Here is a 17643-nt window from a genome sequence, read left to right as displayed (position 1 = left end):
GCCCCATGCCGCGCACCGTTCCGGCCGGATCCGCCGGACCGGCGCTACGCGGCGCTGTCGCGGGCCAGTGCGACCAGGCGGGAGACGGCCCGGAGGTACTTCTTCCGGTAGCCGCCCTTGAGCAGCTCCTCGGGGAAGACCTGGTCGAACGGCAGGCCGGAGGCGGTGATCGGGAGCTCCCGGTCGTACATCCGGTCGGCCAGCACCACCAGGCGCAGCGCGGTGGACTGGTCGTCGACCTGGTGGACGCCGCGCAGGAAGACCGCCTGGACGTCGTCCAGCATCGCGCCGTAGCGGCTGGGGTGGACGGCCTTCAGGTGCTCCAGCAGCGCGTCGAAGTCGTCCAGGGCCGCGCCGGGGGTGGCGGCGGCGCGTTCGGCGACGGTCGCGTCGGAGTACGGCGGCGGGGCGTCCGGCAGGCCGCGGTGGCGGTAGTCCTGGCCGTCGATCCGGAGCGGGCGGAAGTGCGCCGACAGGCCCTGGATCTCGCGCAGGAAGTCGGTGGCGGCGAACCGGCCCTCGCCGAGCTTCTCCGGCAGCGTGTTGGAGGTGGCGCAGAGCTTGACGCCGTTCTCGACCAGGCGGCCGAGCAGGGTGGAGACCAGCACGGTGTCGCCCGGGTCGTCCAGCTCGAACTCGTCGATGCAGAGCAGCCGGTGGCCGGAGAGGGTCTGCACGGCCTGCTGGAAGCCGAGCGCGCCGACCAGGTTGGTCAGCTCGACGAAGGTGCCGAACGCCTTCGGGCCCGGGGTGGCGTGCCAGAGCGAGGCCAGCAGGTGGGTCTTGCCGACGCCGTAGCCGCCGTCCAGGTAGACGCCGGCCGGACCGGTCGGGGCGGGGGCGGAGCGGCGGAACCAGCCCTTCTTCGCGGGCTCGGCCGCGGCCGAGATCCCGGCCGCGAACTCCTCCAGCACCCGGACCGCCTCGTACTGGCTGGCCTGGGTCGGGTCGGGCAGGTAGCTGCCGAAGCTGACACCGGCGAAGCGCGGCGGCGGGACCATCTCGGCGACCAGGCGCTCGGCGGGCACGACCGGCCGGCGGTCGGTGAGCGCGACCGGGGTCGCGGGGGCGGAGACGGTCGCGGAAGCGGTCGCTATGGCATCGGGGCGGGAGGCTGCGGGCACGTTAGTAGAGGGTACTGCCCGTGGAAGACTCGAACTCATGCAGCAGCTGATCAGCCCGTCCGGCAACCGTCACGACGATCTCCACTCCCTGGAGGCGCTCGCCGAGGTCTACGCGTACCCCGACCAGGTGAACCACGGCCGCCCCTGGCTGCGGGCCAACATGGTCGCCGGGCTGGACGGCGCGGCCCGGCTGGAGGGTCTCTCCGAGGGGCTGTCGGGGGACGCCGACAAGCGGATCTTCGGGGTGCTGCGGGCGCTGTGCGACGTGGTGCTGGTAGGGGCCGAGACGGTCCGTGCCGAGGGGTACCGGCCGGCCAGGGCGCGGGCCGAGTTCGCGGCGGCCCGGGCGGCGGCCGGGCAGCAGCCCGCGCCGGGGATCGCGATCGTCAGCCGGAGCCTCGGACTGGCCCTGACCACGCCGTTGTTCACCGATCCGCCGGTCCGCACGGTGGTGATCACCACCGAGGACTCCCCCGCCGAGACCCGCCGGGAGGTGGCGAAGGTGGCCGATCTGATCGTCGCGGGCGAGCGGTCGGTGGACCTGCCGACGGCCCTGGCCGCGCTGGCCGAACGGGGCTGGACCAGGCAGTTGACGGAGGGTGGGCCCCGGCTGCTCGGGCAGCTGGCGGCGGCCGGGCTGCTGGACGAACTCTGCCTCTCGCTGGCCCCGCTGCTCACCGGTGGCGACGCGCCACGAATCCTCCACCATGCGGAAATGTCTGACACACAGTCGATGCGGCTGGTCTCATTGATCGAGCAGAAAGGTTTCCTCTTCACCCGCTACCTGCGTCCGGCCGAGCCGGCTCCCGTATCCCGCCCTTCCCTGTGATCCGACTCGCACGTGGCCCATGTGGCGCGTGTGCAGCGTGAGGAAAGCCTCCTCCGGGCACTATGGGAAGGGACACCGGACCCGGGGGCCTGCAACTGCGAAGGGACTCACGTGTTCAAGACCGTACTGATGATCGAAAAGGCGCTCTCCGACGCCGACGTGGAGCTGGTCACCACGCTCCACGGCGAGGAGAAGGTCTCCTTCGTCGTCCTGATGCAACCGCGCGGCAGGCAGGACGAGCTGCTCCGCGCACTAGACGACGTGGCACTCGGCCATCTCGACAAGGCGGTGCACGAGCGCGAGGAGAGCGAACACCCCACCCTGGCAAGCGAGTCGCTGGAGCACAGCCTGCGCCACCTGCGCGAGGCCGGGGCCGAGGCGGTCGGCCAGGTGGTCGAGGAGCACCCGTTGGACAAGGTGCGCGCCGTGGTCGAGGAGACCGGGGCGGACGAGGTGCTGGTGCTGACCTCGCCGCACTTCGTGGAGGAGTTCTTCCACCGCGACTGGGCCTCCCGGGCCCGGCACAAGGTGGGCGTCCCGGTGCTCAAGCTGTTCGCCAGCGACTCCTGAGCCCTGCTCCCGGTAGTGCAGAATCGTCCTTGCGGAACGCCCGCGAGGACGATTCGTCCTTGCCCCCGAATCCCCAAGGTACGGAGCCCTCCTTGAACGACGCCGCCCACGACCTGCACGCCCCGCACTTCATCGGCATCGGTGGCGCGGGCATGTCCGGACTGGCGAAGATCCTCGCGGTGCGCGGCGCCACGGTCTCCGGCAGCGACTCCAGGGAGTCCGAGACGGTGCTCGCGCTCCGGGCCCTCGGCGCGCAGGTCGCGGTCGGCCACGCCGCCGAGAACGTCCCGGCCGGGGTGAGCAGCGTGGTGGTCTCCAGCGCGATCCGGGCCGACAACCCGGAGCTGGCCGCCGCCCGCGAGCGCGGCATCCCGGTGGTGCACCGCTCGGACGCGCTGGCCGCGCTGATGGGCGGCCGCCGGGCGCTGGCCGTGGCCGGTACGCACGGCAAGACCACCACCACCTCGATGCTCGCGGTCAGCCTGGCCGAGCTGGGCCTGGAGCCCTCGTACGCGATCGGCGGCGACCTGGACGCACCGGGCTCCAACGCCCACCACGGCGCGGGCGAGATCTTCGTGGCCGAGGCGGACGAGAGCGACCGCAGCTTCCACAAGTACGCCCCCGAGGTCGCGATCATCCTCAACGTGGAGCTGGACCACCACGCCAACTACGCCTCGATGGACGAGATCCACGAGTCCTTCGAGACCTTCGTCGGCCGGATCGTGCCCGGCGGCACCCTGGTGGTCTCGGCCGACCAGGCGGGGGCCCGTGAGCTGACCGCCCGGGTGCGCGGCCTGGAGGGCCTGAAGATCGTCACCGTCGGCGCGGCCGAGGACGCCGACCTGCGAGTGCTCGCGGTCCGGCCGCACGGGATGACCAGCGAGGTGACCGTGCTGGTCGGCGGCGCCGAGCTGACCTTCACCGTCTCGGTGCCCGGCCGCCACTACGCGCACAACGCGGTGGCCGCGCTGGCCGCCGGCATCGCGCTCGGCATCCCGGCGGACGACCTGGCCAAGGCGCTCGGCGCGTACACCGGGGTCCGGCGCCGGCTCCAGCTCAAGGGCGAGGCCGGCGGCGTGCAGGTGATCGACTCCTACGCGCACCACCCGACCGAGATGCTGGCCGACCTGGAGGCGATCCGGGAGGCGGCCGAGGGCCGGGTGCTGGTGGTCTTCCAGCCGCACCTGTTCAGCCGGACCCAGCAGCTGGCCGAGGAGATGGGGCAGGCGCTGGCCCTGGCCGACGCCTCGGTGGTGCTGGACATCTACCCCGCCCGCGAGGACCCGATCCCCGGCGTCACCAGCGAGCTGATCATCGATGCCGCCCGCCGCGCCGGGGCCGACGTCCGCCCCGAGCACACCTTCGCCGCCGCCCCGGCGGTGCTGGCCGGGCTGGCCCGCCCGGGCGACCTGGTGCTCACCATGGGTGCCGGCGACGTGACCAACCTGGGTCCGGAAATCGTGGAGCGCCTCGCGGGCGTTGCACCTTCTGCCTGACGCCTGGTGTCCCCGAAGGAGCGACCGTGAGCTACGAGATCGAGAAGACCGACGCCGAGTGGCGCGACCAGCTCAGCCCCGCCGAGTACCACGTGCTCCGCGAGGCCGGGACGGAGCGCCCGTTCGTCGGTGAGTACACCGACACCAAGACCGTCGGCGTGTACGGCTGCCGTGCCTGCGGGGCCGAGCTGTTCAGCAGCGAGACCAAGTTCGACAGCCACTGCGGCTGGCCGTCGTACTACGCCCCGCTGGCCGAGGACCGGGTCCAGTACATCGAGGACACCACGATGGGGATGCGCCGGGTCGAGGTCCGCTGCGCCCGCTGCGGCGGCCACCTGGGCCACGTCTTCGAGGGCGAGGGCTACGGCACCCCGACCGACCAGCGCTACTGCATCAACAGCATCTCGCTGACCCTCCGCCCGGCGGAGTAGCAGCCGCCGAAGGCCCGGGGCGACCCGGGCCTTCGGCGTGTCCCGACCCCGTGCCAGACTTGATCAACCGTCAGGTGGGGAAGGGAAACAGTCATGGCCAGGCAGCGGAACCACGGGGTACTGGCCATGATCGCCGAGGCGCAGCGCCAGCAGGCCCGCGAGCAGGAGGCCAGGCACCGGGCGGCGGCCGCGGCGCAGCGCCAGTACGAGCGGGCGCAGCGGGAGGCGCAGCGGGCCGCCGCCCAGGGGGAGCGGGCGGCGCTGCGGGCGTACCAGCAGGGGCGGGAGGCCGATGCGGCGCGCCGGACGGCCGAGTTGGAGGAGCAGGTGCACCGGCTGCGGACGGTGCTGGCCACCGGCCTGGCCGGTCGGCCGTTCCGGCTGGCCGATGCCCCGGCCGCGTTCCAGCCGCCGCCGTTCGACCCGGGGCCGCTCGGCCGCCCGGTGGAGATGCCGGACCAGAACCGGTACCTGGTGCCCGCGCCGACCGGCCTGCAGGCGCTGAACCCGGTGGCCCGGCAGCAGTACGAGCAGCAGGCCGCACAGGCCAGGGCCGCCTTCGAGCAGGACTGGTACGGGGCCCGGCAGGCCGAGGACGAGCGGCTGCGCCGACTGGCCGACTACCGGGCGCAGTTCGACACCTGGGTGGCGCAGAACCAGCGGCTGGCCGCCGACCGGGCCGGGCAGGCCGCCCGGCTCACCGCCGACCTGGCGAACGGTGCGCCGGACGCGGTGGTGGAGCTGTTCGAGACGGTGCTGCGGGCCCGGAACGACTGGCCGGAGGACTTCCCCTGCGACGGCAGCGTCGGCTGGGACGCGTCCACCCGCCAGCTGGTGGTGGACTGGGAGCTGCCCGGCCAGGACTGCGTCCCGGCCGTCGCCCGGGTGCGCTACGTCAAGAGCGACGACCGCGAGGCCGAGGTCAACCGGCCCGCCGGGGAGCGCAAGGCGCTGTACCGCGAGGTGCTGGCCCAGTGCGCGCTGCGGGTGCTCGCCGAGCTGTTCCGGGCCGACCGGGGCGGGCTGCTCGCCTCGGTGGTCCTCAACGGCTACGTCGAGGGCACCGATCCGGCCAGCGGGCGGGACGAGCAGCGGTACCTGCTCGCGGTGACGGTCCGGCAGGAGGACTTCCGGGCGGTCGCGCTGGACCGGGTGGCCCCGGTGGACTGCCTGGTGGACGGGCTGCGCGGCCGGCTCTCGGCCCGGCCGGAAAAGCTGGAGCCGGTGCCCACCACCCGGCTGGCCGGGGAGATCGCCGAGTACCGGGAGGCGGGCGAGGACGAGCCCGACCTGTTCGAGATGGACCCGATCGCGTTCGAACACCTGATCGCCGAGCTGTTCCGCCGACGCGGTTTCCGGACCAGGACCACCGCCCGCAGCGGCGACCAGGGCGTGGACGTGATCGCCGAGGACCCGGACCCGGTGACGGGCGGTCAGATCGTGATCCAGGCCAAGCGCTACCGCCGGACGGTCGACCCGACGGCGGTCCGCGACCTGGACGCCACCCGGGTCCACCACGGCGCCACCAAGGGCATCCTGGTCACCACCGCCGGTTTCGGCCCCGACTCCCGCCGCTGGGTGGAGGGCAAGCCGCTGACCCTGGTGGACGGGCCGATGCTGGTCGGGCTGCTGCGCGAGCACGGGCTCTCCGGCCGGCTCGGCAGCGGCGGTGGTGGCGGCATCCCGGCCAGGCCCACCCAGCCGCCCGCCCCGGTCGGCGCGGTGGGCGCGGCCGAGCCGACCGTGCTGCTCCCCCGGGAGGACCTCGGGCTGTCGGCGCCGACGGGGCAGGAGCCGACCGTGCTGCTCCCCCGAGAAGACCTCCGGCCGGAGCCCGTCGAGCTGCTGCCCGGGCAGAACACCCGACTGTCGGAGGCGCAGGCCGCCGAGCTCTCGGTGTGCTTCGAGTCCGCCGGGCCCGAGACCGACCTGACCCTGCTGCTGCTCACGGCGGACGGCACGGTGCGCAGCGACGCGGACTTCGTCTTCTACCACCAGCCCGACGCGGCGGACGGCGCGGTGCGGCTGGCCCCGAGGGAGCACGCCGGGGAGCAGCACAGCGAGACCGCCACCGTCCGGCTGCCGGGCCTGCCGGCGGCGGTGGAGCGGGTGGCGGTCTCGGTCAACATGGACGCCGACGGTTCGGCGACCTGCGGCGAACTCCGCTCGGCCCGGCTCTCGGTGCGCGCGGCGGACGGAACGGCCTGGGACTTCCGCCCGCCGGCCGACCCGGAGGTCTCGGCCATGCTGGTGGCGGAGCTCTACCGGCACCAGGGCGGCTGGAAGCTGCGCGCCATGGGCCAGGGCTGGGCCGACGGCCTGGCCGGGCTGGCCCGCGCCCACGGCGTGGACGTCGGCTGAGCGGCTCCTCGGCGCACGCCCACCGGCTCGCGCAACGCCGGTGGGCCGGCCGGTCGTTGTCGGCCGGCATCGGGGCGTTGGTCGCGTCGTTGTTGCTGTACGCCTCGGCGCAGCCGCTCGGCCGGCTTGGCCAGGCCCCGGCCGTGGACCGCCCCCCGGCCGCTCCGCGAAGGCGATCGGGTCGGGGACGGCGGAGTCGACCCGGTGCCGGACGGCTGCCGGGCTCATCCGCGGGTGCGGGCGGCCGGCGCTGCAGAGGGCGGCGGCCGCCTCGGCGACGGCGGGCGGCGGTCACGAATCAGCGTCGTCGGCGGCCCACGGTAAGGTGCCGTCTGCCGCCCGGCCACTGAATATTCGGGTGACCTGAAGAAAGCTCAAGTTCAGCTCTGAGATTGGCTCTCCCGGGTTGGCAGCGGGGGCCGGGGGATACACCCTCTAGCAACGGGACGGCGTGCGAGGAAGCCGCCGGTCCCGTACTTGGATCTCCTCTCCGCCGGCCTTTCCGGCGAGCCCTCCGAAGGGGGCGTCACATGACATCTGCTGCACTCGGGGTCGGCATCGGCTGGCGCGCCGAGATCGACACCGTGGTGGAGCGGCTGCCCGGCCTGGACTGGGTCGAGGTGGTCGCCGAGAACCTCTGCACCGACGAACTGAGGGCCGGGCAGCTGCCCGAGTCGCTGCGGATCCTGCGCGAGCGCGGCGTCCGGGTGGTCCCGCACGGGGTCGCGCTCGGCCTCGGCGGGGCCGACCTCCCCGACCGGGCCCGGCTCGAGCGGCTCGCGACGACCGCCGAGGCGCTGGGGTCGCCGCTGGTCACCGAACACCTGGCGTTCGTCCGGGCGGGCGGGCGGGAGGCCGGGCACCTGCTGCCGGTACCGCGCTCCCGGGACGCGCTGCGGGTGATCGCGGAGAACGTCCGGATCGCCCAGCAGGAGCTGCCCGTCCCGCTCGCGCTGGAGAACATCGCCGCCCATCTGAGCTGGCCCGACGACGAACTGACCGAGGGCGAGTTCCTGGCCGAGCTGGTCGAGCGGACCGGTGTCCGGCTGCTGATCGACGTCGCCAACCTGCACACCAACCGGGTCAACCTCGGCCTGGACGTGGCGGCCGAGCTGGACCGCCTGCCGCTGGAGGCGCTCGCCTACGTGCACGTCGCGGGCGGCGTCGAGCGGGACGGCGTCTGGCACGACACCCACGCCCACCCGGTCACCGAACCGGTCCTGGCCGTCCTGGCCGAACTCCGCGCCCGGGCGGTACCGCCCGGCGTACTGCTGGAGCGGGACGACAACTTCCCGCCGCCCGCCGAGCTGGCGGGGGAACTGGACGCGATCCGACGGGTCCTGGAAGGGGCGCCGCACCATGTCTGAGCACGACGAGTACCTGATCCGGACCGGCGACCCCGCCCTGGTGCTGGCCCGGGCCGAACTGGCCCGGAAGCAGGGAGAGTTGCTCGACGCCCTGGTGGCCGGCGGGCCGATCCCGGCCGGCTTCGACCCGCGGCAGGTGCAGATCCAGGTCCGGGGCCTGGCCGCCAAGCGCCGCGACACCGTCGCCCGGGTCGACCCGGCCCTGGAGCTGATCCTCGGCCATGAGTTCGGACCGCTGTTCCTGCAGTACGCCGCCGACCACCCGATGGCCGACGGCTACCGCGCCGACGCCCGCTCCTTCGCCGCCTGGGCCGTCACCACCCGCCCCACCGCCGCCTGGCGCTCCGCCCTGGAACGCCACCTCCGCCCCACCGGCCCGTCGCACCGCCGCTGGTGGCGTCGCTGAGATTCCGACCGGGGCTCCGGAAACGTTCACCGTGCCGACCGGGCCGGGCGCTCCCGCCCGCTGCCCCGCACACTCGACCGCCGAGCCCCTGAGCACCGCACCAGTTCATCGAGATACGGGGGAAAGACCCATGTGGTACACCGAGTACGCCATCGCGGCCGGCGCCCAACTGCTGACCGGCGTGAACGCGTCGGTCGCCCTGAGCCGGATGCGCCGCGTCCCGCAGCCCCAGGGCCTCTCCGGCCGGGGACTGCCGCTGCTGGAGACCGCCTTCCTGGCCGGCGGCCCGGCCCGGGTGGTCGACACCGTGATCGTCCGGATGCAGCAGGAGGGCCGCCTGATCGTCTCCCGCTCCGGCCAGGTCACCGTGACCGACCGGAGCGCCCGGGACGCCGTCGAGGCGGTGGTCATCACCGCCGCCGGCGCGTACGGCCGGGTGGAACTGTCCGCGCTGCGGCGCGAGGTGATGCGCAGTGAGCACGTCCAGCGGATCGGCGACGGTCTGGCCGCCCGGGGGCTGATGCGCCGGCCCGACCTGCACCGGAAGGCGGTGAACGCCCGGCGGCTGCTCTGGTTCGCCCAGTTCGTCGTGGTCTTCCTCGGTGCGGTGGCCGGTTTCTCCTGGGCGACGGCCGCGCAGGCCACCGAGGTCGCGCCGTTCTTCCCGTTCCTCGCCCTGCTGCTGGTCGGCGTGATCTGGCTGGCCGTCGCCCGGCCCGAGCGGCGCCGGATCACCCCGGCCGGGGTGCGGCAGCTGGAGCTGATGCAGTCCGGCTCCCGCCCGTGGGAGCCGCACGACCTGGCGATGGCGGGCGGGGCCGTGCTGCTCGGCGCGGTCGCCCTGGAGGGCCTCGACTCGCTGGAGGACCAGGAGTTGCGGGCCGCACTGGCGGCCCGGCCGCTGGCCTCCAGCTCCTCCTCGTCCTCGTCCTCGTCCGACTCGGGTGCGGCCACCTGGTGCTCCTCGGGCGACCCGGGCAGCTCCGGGGACTCCGGGTCCTCGTCCGGCTGCGGCTCGTCGTCCAGCTGCGGTTCGTCCGGCAGCAGCTGCGGCTCCTCGGGCAGTTCGTCCAGCTGCTCCAGCAGCTCGTCCAGTTGCAGTTCGTCGAGCAGTTGTGGGAGCAGCTGCGGGGGCAGCTGATCCGGTACTCAACGGGGGGGAGAGCACCAATGCCGTACACCGAACTCATCATCGCCACCGGCCTGTTGGCCCTGACCGGGCTCTGGGCCGGCTTCACCGGCCGACGGATGGAGCGGGCCGGGAAGCACCCGCACCGTCCGCAGAACGGGCTGCCGCTGCTGGAGGCGGCCTACCTGGCCGGCGGCCCGGTGCGGGTCGCCGACGCCGTGATCGCGCGGATGGAGCAGGAGGGGCGCCTGATCGTCCCCCGCACCGGCCAGGCCACGCTGACGGACCGCACCTCGCACGAACCGGCCGAGGCCGACCTGATCCGGGTGGTCGGCCCGACCGGCCGGGCCCATCTCGCCACCATGCGGCAGGCCGTCCTGCGCAGCCCGCAGGTCCGCCGGATCGGCCGACGACTGGCCGACCGGGGGCTGTTGTACCAGCCCCGGCGGCAGCGGCGGGCGCTCCGGGCGAACCGGCTGCTGCTGATCGCCCTCGGGCTCGGCACGGCACTCGGCGTGCTCGCGGGCGTCCGACGGCTGCTCACCCCGGGCGGGAGCCTGCTGCCCGCGCTCGGCTTCGTGCTCCTGCTGCCGCTCGGCCTGCTCTGGCAGCGCCTGACCGCCCCCGCCCGGAGCCGGATCACCCCGGCCGGGATGGAACAGCTGGAGCACCTGCGCAAGGGCGTCGGCTGGGACCCGCACGGCCGCCCCAGGGCCGCCCGCACACCCGCCCGCCCCAGCACCGCGCCGCTCGGTTCGGCACCGAACTCGGGCATTCAACTGGGCGTCGCTCTGGCCGAGTTGGTGCTCTACGGAACACTGGCCCACGACCCGGACACCGACGGGTCCGACGGGTCCGGCGGCTCCGGCACGTCCGACGGACCGGACTGGTCGGCCTGGTCCGACTGGTCCGACTCCGGCGCGGCCGACGGCGGCAGCTCCTCGGACTTCGGCGGCTCCTCCTCCGACTCCTCCGACGGCGGCAGCAGCTGCGGAGGTGGCGGAGGCGGCGGCGGCGACTGAGCACCACCGGCGGTTCGGCGGGGCCCTGCGCGTGCTGCGGGACCGTCACAGTTCGGTACCGCAGTCCGGGAATCCTTTCCAACCGCGCAGGTGCCGGTCTAGAACGAACTCATGTGGTTGCTCCTGCTCGTCCCTGCCCTGCTCGCGGCCGTGCTGTCCTGCCTGCGGCTGGTCCGGGCCGCAGCCACCGCCGACTCGCTCGCCGGACCGGCCCGTTCGCACCCCGTCGACCAGGTCGGGGTCGGCCTGTACGAGACCGCCTACCTGGCCGGCGGCCCGGTCCGGGTGGTCGAGCTGGCCCTGGTCCTGATGACCGGCCGGGGGCGCCTGCACCTGGCCCACACCGGCTGGACCACGGTGGTCGACCCGCACGGCCGGAGCCGGCTGGAGCGGGCCCTGATCGCCGCGATCGGCCCCGAGGGCCAGTGCCGCACCGGCGAACTGCGGGACCGGCTGGCGACCCACCCGATCGTGCTGGAGATCGGCGGCCGCCTGGTCCAGGCCGGGCTGGCCACCCCGGCGATGATCCGGGAGAACACCGCGCTGGCGGTCCGCCAGGTCCGCCAGGCCCTGCTGCTCTCGGTCGTCCTGCTCGGCACCTCGCTGGCGCTGGCCGCCCCGGGCACCGGTGACGCCGGCTCCTCGGTCGCCTGGTTCTCGCTGCCGATCATCCTCACCAGCGGCACCCTGCTGATGGCCCGGGTCGACGTCCGCCCCTACACCCGCTGGGCCACCCCGGCCGGCCAGCACGTCCTCAACGCCGCCCGCCTCCCCCGCCAGGGCGGCGCCCCCGACGTCCCCCCGGCCGGACTCCCCGACGCGGCCGAACGCGAACTCCTCACCGCCGTCGCCGTGGTGGGCCCCGCCGCGCTCCCGGACGCCCGGCTCCGGGCGGCCCTGCGGAGCTGACGCCGTACCAACGGACCGGCCCCGCCCGGCGAAGTGCCGGACGGGGCCGTGACGGTCCGTCGACCAGGCCTGGAAGAGGGTCAGGCCAGCCCGTTGAGCAGGTCCGCGATCGGCTTGCGGCGCCCGGTGTAGAAGGGCACCTCCTCGCGGACGTGCAGCCGGGCCCGGGACGGCCGCAGGTCGCGCATCAGGTCGACGATCCGGTGCAGCTCGTCCGCCTCGAAGGCGAGCAGCCACTCGTAGTCGCCGAGCGCGAACGAGGCGACCGTGTTGGCCCGCACGTCGGGGTAGCCGCGGGCCATCTTGCCGTGCTCGGCGAGCATGCCGCGCCGCTCCTCGTCCGGGAGCAGGTACCACTCGTAGGACCGGACGAACGGGTACACGCAGACGTAGTCGCGCGGCTCCTCGTCGGCGAGGAACGCCGGGATGTGCGACTTGTTGAACTCGGCCGGACGGTGCAGCGCCATGTTCGACCAGACCGGCTCCAGCCGGCGGCCCAGGGCGGTGCGGCGGAAGCGGTTGTACGCCTCCTGGAGGTCGTCCGAGTCCTCGGCGTGCCACCAGATCATCAGGTCCGCGTCGGCGCGCAGGCCGGAGACGTCGTAGCTGCCGCGCACCGTGACGTCCTTGGCGGCGAGCTGCGCGAACAGCTCCTCGACCTCGGCGGCCAGCGCGGCCCGGTCGTCCGGCAGCTCGCTCTTGAGCTTGAACACCGACCACATGGTGTAGCGGATGACCTGGTTGAGGTCGCGGGCCTTCTTCTTCGCGGGCTGCTGTTCAGTGGACTCAGTCATGCGCCCATTCTCCCTTCCGTGACAGCCGCACCGGCGCCCGGGGTCAACACCTCGTTGACGGCGCGGCGCGCGCTGGCGATGCAGGCCGGGACACCGACCCCGTCGTAGGCCGCCCCGCAGACGGCCAGACCGCCGACCCCGGCGACGGTGGCGCGGATCCGGGCCACCCGGTCCAGATGGCCCACCGGGTACTGCGGCAGGCCGCCGGCCCACCGGGTCACCGCCGAGTCGTACGGCTTCGCGCGCAGGCCGACCGCCTCGGCCAGGTCGGCCAGCGAACGGGCCACCAGTTCCTCGTCCGCCAGCTCCAGTGCCGCCTCCTCCCGGTGCCGGCCGAGCGAGGTGCGGAGCAGGAAGGCGTCGGGGGCGGAACGCTCCAGCCAGCCCCACTTGTTGGAGGAGAAGGTGGAGGCCTTGATCTGCCGGCCGTCCACCGGCGGCACCAGGAAACCGCTGCCGGACAGCTCGGTCCCGAGGTCCGCGCGGCGGAACGCCATCGTCACCAGGGCCATGCCCGCGTACTCCACCGCGCCCAACTCGGCCGCCGCCACCGGGACCTCGGCCGCCAGCAGCCGGGCGGCCTGCGGGGCGGGGACGGCCAGGATCACCGCATCGGCGTACAGCACCTCGCCGTTGCTGACGATCCGCCAGCCCTCGGGGGTGCGGCTCAGCTCCTCCACCGGGCTGTCGGTGCGCAGGTCGGCGCCGTTCTTCCGGCAGGCGTCCGCCACCGCCTCCGGCAGGGTGCCGAGACCGCCGCGCAGACCCTGGAAGACCGGGCCGCCGCTGCCGGGCCGGCCGATCAGCTCGCGGACCCCGGCGGCCAGCGACCCGCCGGCCTGGGCCACCGGCAGCAGGGCCGGAACGGCGGCGCGCAGCGAGATCTCGTCCGCGTGCCCGGCGTAGACCCCGCCGAGCAGCGGCTCCACCAGCCGGTCCACCACCTCGCGGCCGAGCTTGGCCGCCACGTACGCCCCGATCGCGACGTCGGAGCCGACCTCGGCCGAGCCCTCGTGCCCGGCCCGCTCCACCCCGGCGGCGGTGAGCACCCCGGAGGCCGCCAGCGCCGCCAGGTCCCCCGGCACACCCATCAACTGCCCACCGGGCAGCGGCCGCAGCTCACCCCTGGTCCAGATCGCCGCCTTCGCCGTGGTCGGCGGCTCCAACTCCCCCGCCAGCCCGACCTCCCGGGCCAGCTCCACCGCCTCCGGCCTGCGCGCCAGCATCGACTCGGCCCCGAGGTCCACCCGGACCCCACCGACCTCACCCGCCAGCAGCTTGCCCCCGAACCGCCCGCTCGCCTCCAACAGCGTGACCTTCGCCGCCCCACTGCCCAGCCACGCCGCGGTCAGCCCCGCGATCCCGCCACCGACCACCACGACCCGCTGTTCTGCCATGCCTCGCAGTCTGGCAGAGCTCACCCAAAACCCATCAATCAGGGCGTTGTCCGGTCAGCAGGACGTCGAGATCCAGCGTGACCGGGAAGGGCACCGGCCGGGCCAACTCACCCCGGAAGATTCCCGCAGGCGCATAGCCGCCGGTGGGCCGGTCGAGCTCGTACACATGGACCACCGGCCGGTTGTCCTCGCGCTCGATCAGCCAGTAGTGGCCGATCCCCGCTTCGGCGTACTTGCGCATCTTCACCGTACGGTCCCGGTCCGCCGACTCGGGCGAAACCACCTCGGCCACCAGCAGCACATCGGACGGCGCGAACCAGGTGCGGTCCGGGTCGAACTCCGCCGAGGTGATCAGCAGGTCCGGTTCCGGCCGGTTCCGCCGGTCCAGGCGGATCGTCATCTCCCGCTCGACGGTGAGCCCCTCCGGTGCCAGCGCTCCCAGGGTGACCGTCAGGGCCGTTACGACCCGCCCGTGCCAGGCACGCTGCGGAGACATCATGAAGATCAGCGCTCCATCGATCAGTTCGGTGTGCCGGGGCGCCTCGGTCAGACGGTCGAGGTCCTCCGCGAACCAACCCTCTTCGCGCGGTGGGTACATCCAGTCGGGCAACACGCTCATGCGCTCAGCCTGTCACAAACGGATCGGCTGTTCAGTCTCCCTGACAGGACGTGTCGACGAGGAGGCAGAGATGACCGACGTGATGCTGGTGACCGGTGCGACCGGGGTGCTGGGGCGGGAGGTGCTGGCGCGGGTGCGGCGGCTGGGGGTGCCGGTGCGGGCGCTGACGAGGCGGGCGGAGCTGCCGGTGACCGAAGGGGTGGAGTGGGTGCGGGGGGACCTGCTGACCGGGGCCGGGCTGGCGGCGGCGTTCGCGGGGGTGGGGACGGTGATCCACTGCGCGACCGACATCCGGCACCCGAAGAACGACCTGCCCGGGTTCGAGCGGATGCTCGCGGCGGCGAAGGCCGCCGGGGTGGGCCACGTCGTGAACATCTCGATCGTCGGGGTGGACCGGATCCCGTACTTCTACTACCGGATCAAGCTCGCGGGCGAGCGGCTGCTCGCGGACTCCGGGATCGGCTGGACCAACCTGCGGGCCACCCAGTTCCCGACCCTGCTGAACGCGGCCTTCGGGGTGCTGTCCAGGCTGCCGGTGCTGGTGGTGCCGGCCGGGACGGACTGCCAGCCGGTGGACCAGGGCGAAGTGGCGGACCGGCTGGTCGAGTTGGCCCAGGGCGCACCGGTCGGACAGGCCCCTGACCTGGGCGGGCCGAAGGTGTACCGGGCCGAGCAGTTGGCCGAGGGCTGGCTGCGGGCGGCCGGGAAGCGGCGCCGGGTGCTGGCGGTCCGCCTGCCGGGCGGAGCCGCGGCCGGCTTCCGCAGCGGCGCGCTGACCACGCCGAACGCGGACGGGGTGCGGACCTGGGAGGAGTACCTGGCCGCCGAGGTGGCCCGCTGAGCGGACGCGGACGGCCGGTGCCTGACCTCAACGCGACCACGCCGTAACCGAGTTGCGATCACCGGAACGGATCCCCGGCGGGCCGGGCCGCGTCCAAGGTGCGCAAGCAGCGGACCACGGAGCGGGGAGAAGCAGATGACGGCAGGCACGGGATCCGGCAGAGGGCGGGCGGCACTGGCGGCGGCGGGGGTGGCGGTGGCCGTCCTGCTGGCCGGATGCAGCGCGGAGGCCGGTCACAGCGATGCGGCGGCCCGGTCGGCCCCGAAGGCCGAGGGGGCTGCGGCGGCGGCCCCCGCCGCGGGCGACACCAAGCCCGGAGCGGGCGGGGCCTCCGCCGCACCGACCGCACCGATCGCGCCGACCGGGGAGGCGAGCGCGGTCGCGGTGCCCCGGTTGATCGCGTACACCGCCCAACTCTCGCTCCGGACCAAGGAGATGGCGAAGACCCTGGGCGAGGCGCAGAGCCTGGCACTCGCGGCCGGCGGCTACGTCGGCGGCGAGAGCACCGGCGGCAAGGGCAGCGACGGCGTACCGACCGACGCCCGGCTGACCCTCAAGGTGCCCTCGGCCTCGTACCAGCAGACCCTGGACCGGCTCTCCGGGCTGGGTGAGGTGCTGTCCCGCTCCAGCCAGGCGGACGACCTGACCGAGCAGGTGGCCGACGTGGCGAGCCGGGTGAAGACCCAGCAGGCCAGCGTGGACCGGGTCCGCAAGCTGCTGGCGGAGGCCAAGTCGCTGTCCGAGGTGGTCTCGCTGGAGAGCGAGCTGACCCGCCGTGAGGCGGATCTGGAGTCGCTCCAGCACCGGCAGCAGGAGCTGTCCTCGCGCACCTCGCTTTCCACCATCACGCTGCAGGTGTACGGCGAGAGCGCACCGGTGCCGACGGCGCCCAAGGCCGAGGAGGGCTTCTGGGGGTCGATCGGCCACGCCCTGGGCGGCGGCTGGAACGCCCTGGTCACCCTGGTCCGCGGCCTGCTGATCGGGGTCGCCGCCGTGGCGCCGTTCCTGCTGGTGCTCGCCCCGCTCGGCGCCCTCGCCTGGTGGCTCCGCCGCCGCCGGGCGCCGAAGCCCCAGGACTAGTCCGCACCACCAGGGGCCCGGAGCGCCGCCGACGGGCGGCCCCGGGTCCCTGGGCGGTGGCTAGCGGGCGCTGGACCGGTGGACGAAGTCGACCAGGCGGCTGAGGGCGTCCGGGTCCATGCTCGGCATGACGCCGTGGCCGAGGTTGAAGATGTGGCCGGTGTCGCTGATGGCCGCCGCGGCGTCGAGCACCTCGCGGGCCTTGGCCTCCACCACGGCGGTAGGGGCGAAGAGGACGGCCGGGTCGAGGTTGCCCTGGAGGGCCTTGCCGGGGCCGACCCGACCGGCGGCGACGTCGAGCGGCACCCGCCAGTCGACTCCGACCACGTCCGCGCCGGCCTCGCCGAGCAGGCCGAGCAGCTCGCCGGTGCCGACGCCGAAGTGGATCCGGGGGACGCCGTAGCCGGCGACCGCGTCGAAGACCTTGGTGCTGGCGGGCATCACCGAGCGGCGGTAGTCGGCCGGGGCGAGGGCGCCGACCCAGGAGTCGAAGAGCTGGACCGCCGAGGCGCCCGCCTCGATCTGGATCTTCAGGAACATCGAGGTGATGTCGGCGAGCCGGTCGACCAGCGCGGCCCACAGGTCGGGGGCGCCGTACATCATCGCCTTGGTCTTCTCGTGGCTCTTCGACGGACCGCCCTCGACCAGGTAGCTGGCCAGCGTGAAGGGGGCGCCGGCGAAGCCGATCAGCGGGGTCGACCCGAGCTCGTCCACCAGCAGGCCGACGGCCTCGGTGATGTACGGCATGTCGGCCGGCTCCAGCGGGCGCAGCCGCTCCAGGTCGGCGAAGGTGCGGATCGGGTCGGCGATCACCGGGCCGACGCCGGGCTTGATGTCGACGTCGATGCCGACTGCCTTGAGCGGGACCACGATGTCGCTGAAGAAGATCGCGGCGTCCACCTTGTGCCGGCGGACCGGCTGCAGGGTGATCTCCTTGACCAGCTCGGGCCGCATGCAGGAGTCGAGCATCGGGATGCCCTCGCGCACCTTCAGGTACTCGGGCAGGGAGCGGCCGGCCTGGCGCATGAACCAGACGGGGGTGTGCGGCACCGGCTCCCGGCGGGCGGCGCGCAGGAACGCGGAGTCGTACGCGGCGCCACGGCGCGCGGCGGGCTGCTGACCGGACTGGGCTGCGGTTGTCTCACTCACGCCCCGAATCTTCGCACGCGGCCCGGGCCCGGCCGTCACCAGCCGGTCGTGGCTTCCTCCAAGGAGTGGCAGGGAACGATCGGACAACCGTCACGCCACACCGGCCGAAATTACTCGGA

Annotated in this window: 15 protein-coding genes and 1 pseudogene; 11 read left to right on the top strand and 5 right to left on the bottom strand. The window is 74.0% G+C overall.

Features of this window, described 5'->3' with window-relative positions; all coding sequences use genetic code 11:
- Window positions 1–44: 44 nt before the first annotated feature.
- The gene (gene zapE, locus ABT118_RS18685; RefSeq protein WP_350669852.1) at window positions 45–1163 is read right to left on the bottom strand and encodes a cell division protein ZapE; all 1119 of its coding nucleotides are present in this window, start codon (window positions 1161–1163) and stop codon (window positions 45–47) included.
- On the opposite strand from zapE, the gene ABT118_RS18680 reads away from it, so the two are divergent.
- The 9 genes and pseudogenes from ABT118_RS18680 to ABT118_RS18640 all read left to right on the top strand — a co-directional run bounded on the left by ABT118_RS18680 (window position 1162) and on the right by ABT118_RS18640 (window position 11644).
- The gene (locus ABT118_RS18680; protein ID WP_350669851.1) at window positions 1162–1953 is read left to right on the top strand and encodes a pyrimidine reductase family protein; all 792 of its coding nucleotides are present in this window, start codon (window positions 1162–1164) and stop codon (window positions 1951–1953) included. The two genes, zapE and ABT118_RS18680, sit on opposite strands and share 2 nt — an antisense overlap.
- A gap of 111 nt (window positions 1954–2064) precedes the next feature.
- Entirely contained in the window at window positions 2065–2523 is a 459-nt protein-coding gene (locus ABT118_RS18675; RefSeq protein WP_350669850.1) for an indole-3-glycerol phosphate synthase, read from the top strand.
- Window positions 2524–2615: 92 nt separating this feature from the next.
- Entirely contained in the window at window positions 2616–4019 is a 1404-nt protein-coding gene (gene murC / locus ABT118_RS18670; RefSeq protein ID WP_350669849.1) for a UDP-N-acetylmuramate--L-alanine ligase, read from the top strand.
- Between the two features lie 26 nt (window positions 4020–4045).
- The gene (gene msrB / locus ABT118_RS18665) at window positions 4046–4450 is read left to right on the top strand and encodes a peptide-methionine (R)-S-oxide reductase MsrB (protein ID WP_350669848.1); all 405 of its coding nucleotides are present in this window, start codon (window positions 4046–4048) and stop codon (window positions 4448–4450) included.
- A gap of 93 nt (window positions 4451–4543) precedes the next feature.
- A complete protein-coding gene (locus ABT118_RS18660) occupies window positions 4544–6811 on the top strand; it encodes a restriction endonuclease (protein WP_350669847.1) in 2268 nt (755 codons plus the stop codon).
- 530 nt (window positions 6812–7341) lie between these two features.
- Window positions 7342–8584: pseudogene (locus tag ABT118_RS18655) on the top strand (MbnB/TglH/ChrH family RiPP precursor modification enzyme).
- 130 nt (window positions 8585–8714) lie between these two features.
- Window positions 8715–9725 carry a TIGR04222 domain-containing membrane protein gene (locus tag ABT118_RS18650; protein WP_350669846.1) on the top strand — a complete coding sequence of 337 codons (1011 nt, stop codon included), beginning with the start codon at window positions 8715–8717 and terminating at the stop codon, window positions 9723–9725.
- Between the two features lie 29 nt (window positions 9726–9754).
- Window positions 9755–10735: a TIGR04222 domain-containing membrane protein gene (locus ABT118_RS18645; RefSeq protein ID WP_350669845.1), complete on the top strand. Its 981-nt coding sequence runs from the start codon at window positions 9755–9757 to the stop codon at window positions 10733–10735.
- A 111-nt stretch (window positions 10736–10846) separates the two neighbouring features.
- Window positions 10847–11644 (top strand): TIGR04222 domain-containing membrane protein, encoded by a 798-nt coding sequence (locus ABT118_RS18640; RefSeq protein WP_350669844.1) that lies wholly within the window; start codon window positions 10847–10849, stop codon window positions 11642–11644.
- An 80-nt stretch (window positions 11645–11724) separates the two neighbouring features.
- Here ABT118_RS18640 and hemQ read toward each other — a convergent pair whose 3' ends face one another.
- The 3 genes from hemQ to ABT118_RS18625 are packed head-to-tail and all read right to left on the bottom strand — an operon-like array spanning window position 11725 to window position 14454.
- Complete coding sequence (hemQ, locus tag ABT118_RS18635; protein WP_350669843.1) at window positions 11725–12438, bottom strand: hydrogen peroxide-dependent heme synthase; 714 nt, start codon at window positions 12436–12438, stop codon at window positions 11725–11727.
- Window positions 12435–13835, bottom strand: a complete 1401-nt coding sequence (gene hemG / locus ABT118_RS18630; protein ID WP_350669842.1) for a protoporphyrinogen oxidase — start codon at window positions 13833–13835, stop codon at window positions 12435–12437. The genes hemQ and hemG overlap by 4 nt, the downstream gene beginning before the upstream one ends.
- A gap of 34 nt (window positions 13836–13869) precedes the next feature.
- Complete coding sequence (locus ABT118_RS18625) at window positions 13870–14454, bottom strand: Uma2 family endonuclease (RefSeq protein WP_350669841.1); 585 nt, start codon at window positions 14452–14454, stop codon at window positions 13870–13872.
- 70 nt (window positions 14455–14524) lie between these two features.
- Here ABT118_RS18625 and ABT118_RS18620 point away from each other — a divergent pair, with 70 nt between their 5' ends.
- On the top strand, window positions 14525–15295 hold the full coding sequence (locus tag ABT118_RS18620; RefSeq protein ID WP_350669840.1) for an SDR family oxidoreductase: 771 nt from the start codon (window positions 14525–14527) through the stop codon (window positions 15293–15295).
- 135 nt (window positions 15296–15430) lie between these two features.
- Window positions 15431–16375, top strand: coding sequence for a DUF4349 domain-containing protein (locus ABT118_RS18615; RefSeq protein WP_350669839.1), 945 nt, complete (start codon window positions 15431–15433; stop codon window positions 16373–16375).
- A gap of 60 nt (window positions 16376–16435) precedes the next feature.
- Here ABT118_RS18615 and hemE read toward each other — a convergent pair whose 3' ends face one another.
- Window positions 16436–17524, bottom strand: a complete 1089-nt coding sequence (hemE, locus tag ABT118_RS18610; RefSeq protein WP_350669838.1) for a uroporphyrinogen decarboxylase — start codon at window positions 17522–17524, stop codon at window positions 16436–16438.
- Window positions 17525–17643: the final 119 nt, after the last annotated feature.

This window comes from Kitasatospora sp. NPDC002040 (assembly GCF_040296785.1).
In the GTDB taxonomy this organism is placed as follows: domain Bacteria; phylum Actinomycetota; class Actinomycetes; order Streptomycetales; family Streptomycetaceae; genus Kitasatospora.
This window is presented reverse-complemented; position numbering and strand designations above follow the sequence as displayed.

Coding starts and splice junctions, on each gene's coding strand:
- ABT118_RS18615 (WP_350669839.1), top strand. CDS start 15,431: ATGACGGCAGGCACGGGATCCGGCAGAGGGCGGGCGGCACTGGCGGCG.
- ABT118_RS18680 (WP_350669851.1), top strand. CDS start 1,162: ATGCAGCAGCTGATCAGCCCGTCCGGCAACCGTCACGACGATCTCCAC.
- hemQ (WP_350669843.1), bottom strand. CDS start 12,438: ATGACTGAGTCCACTGAACAGCAGCCCGCGAAGAAGAAGGCCCGCGAC.
- ABT118_RS18625 (WP_350669841.1), bottom strand. CDS start 14,454: ATGAGCGTGTTGCCCGACTGGATGTACCCACCGCGCGAAGAGGGTTGG.
- hemG (WP_350669842.1), bottom strand. CDS start 13,835: ATGGCAGAACAGCGGGTCGTGGTGGTCGGTGGCGGGATCGCGGGGCTG.
- ABT118_RS18620 (WP_350669840.1), top strand. CDS start 14,525: ATGACCGACGTGATGCTGGTGACCGGTGCGACCGGGGTGCTGGGGCGG.
- ABT118_RS18660 (WP_350669847.1), top strand. CDS start 4,544: ATGGCCAGGCAGCGGAACCACGGGGTACTGGCCATGATCGCCGAGGCG.
- ABT118_RS18645 (WP_350669845.1), top strand. CDS start 9,755: ATGCCGTACACCGAACTCATCATCGCCACCGGCCTGTTGGCCCTGACC.
- ABT118_RS18650 (WP_350669846.1), top strand. CDS start 8,715: ATGTGGTACACCGAGTACGCCATCGCGGCCGGCGCCCAACTGCTGACC.
- ABT118_RS18640 (WP_350669844.1), top strand. CDS start 10,847: ATGTGGTTGCTCCTGCTCGTCCCTGCCCTGCTCGCGGCCGTGCTGTCC.
- zapE (WP_350669852.1), bottom strand. CDS start 1,163: ATGAGTTCGAGTCTTCCACGGGCAGTACCCTCTACTAACGTGCCCGCA.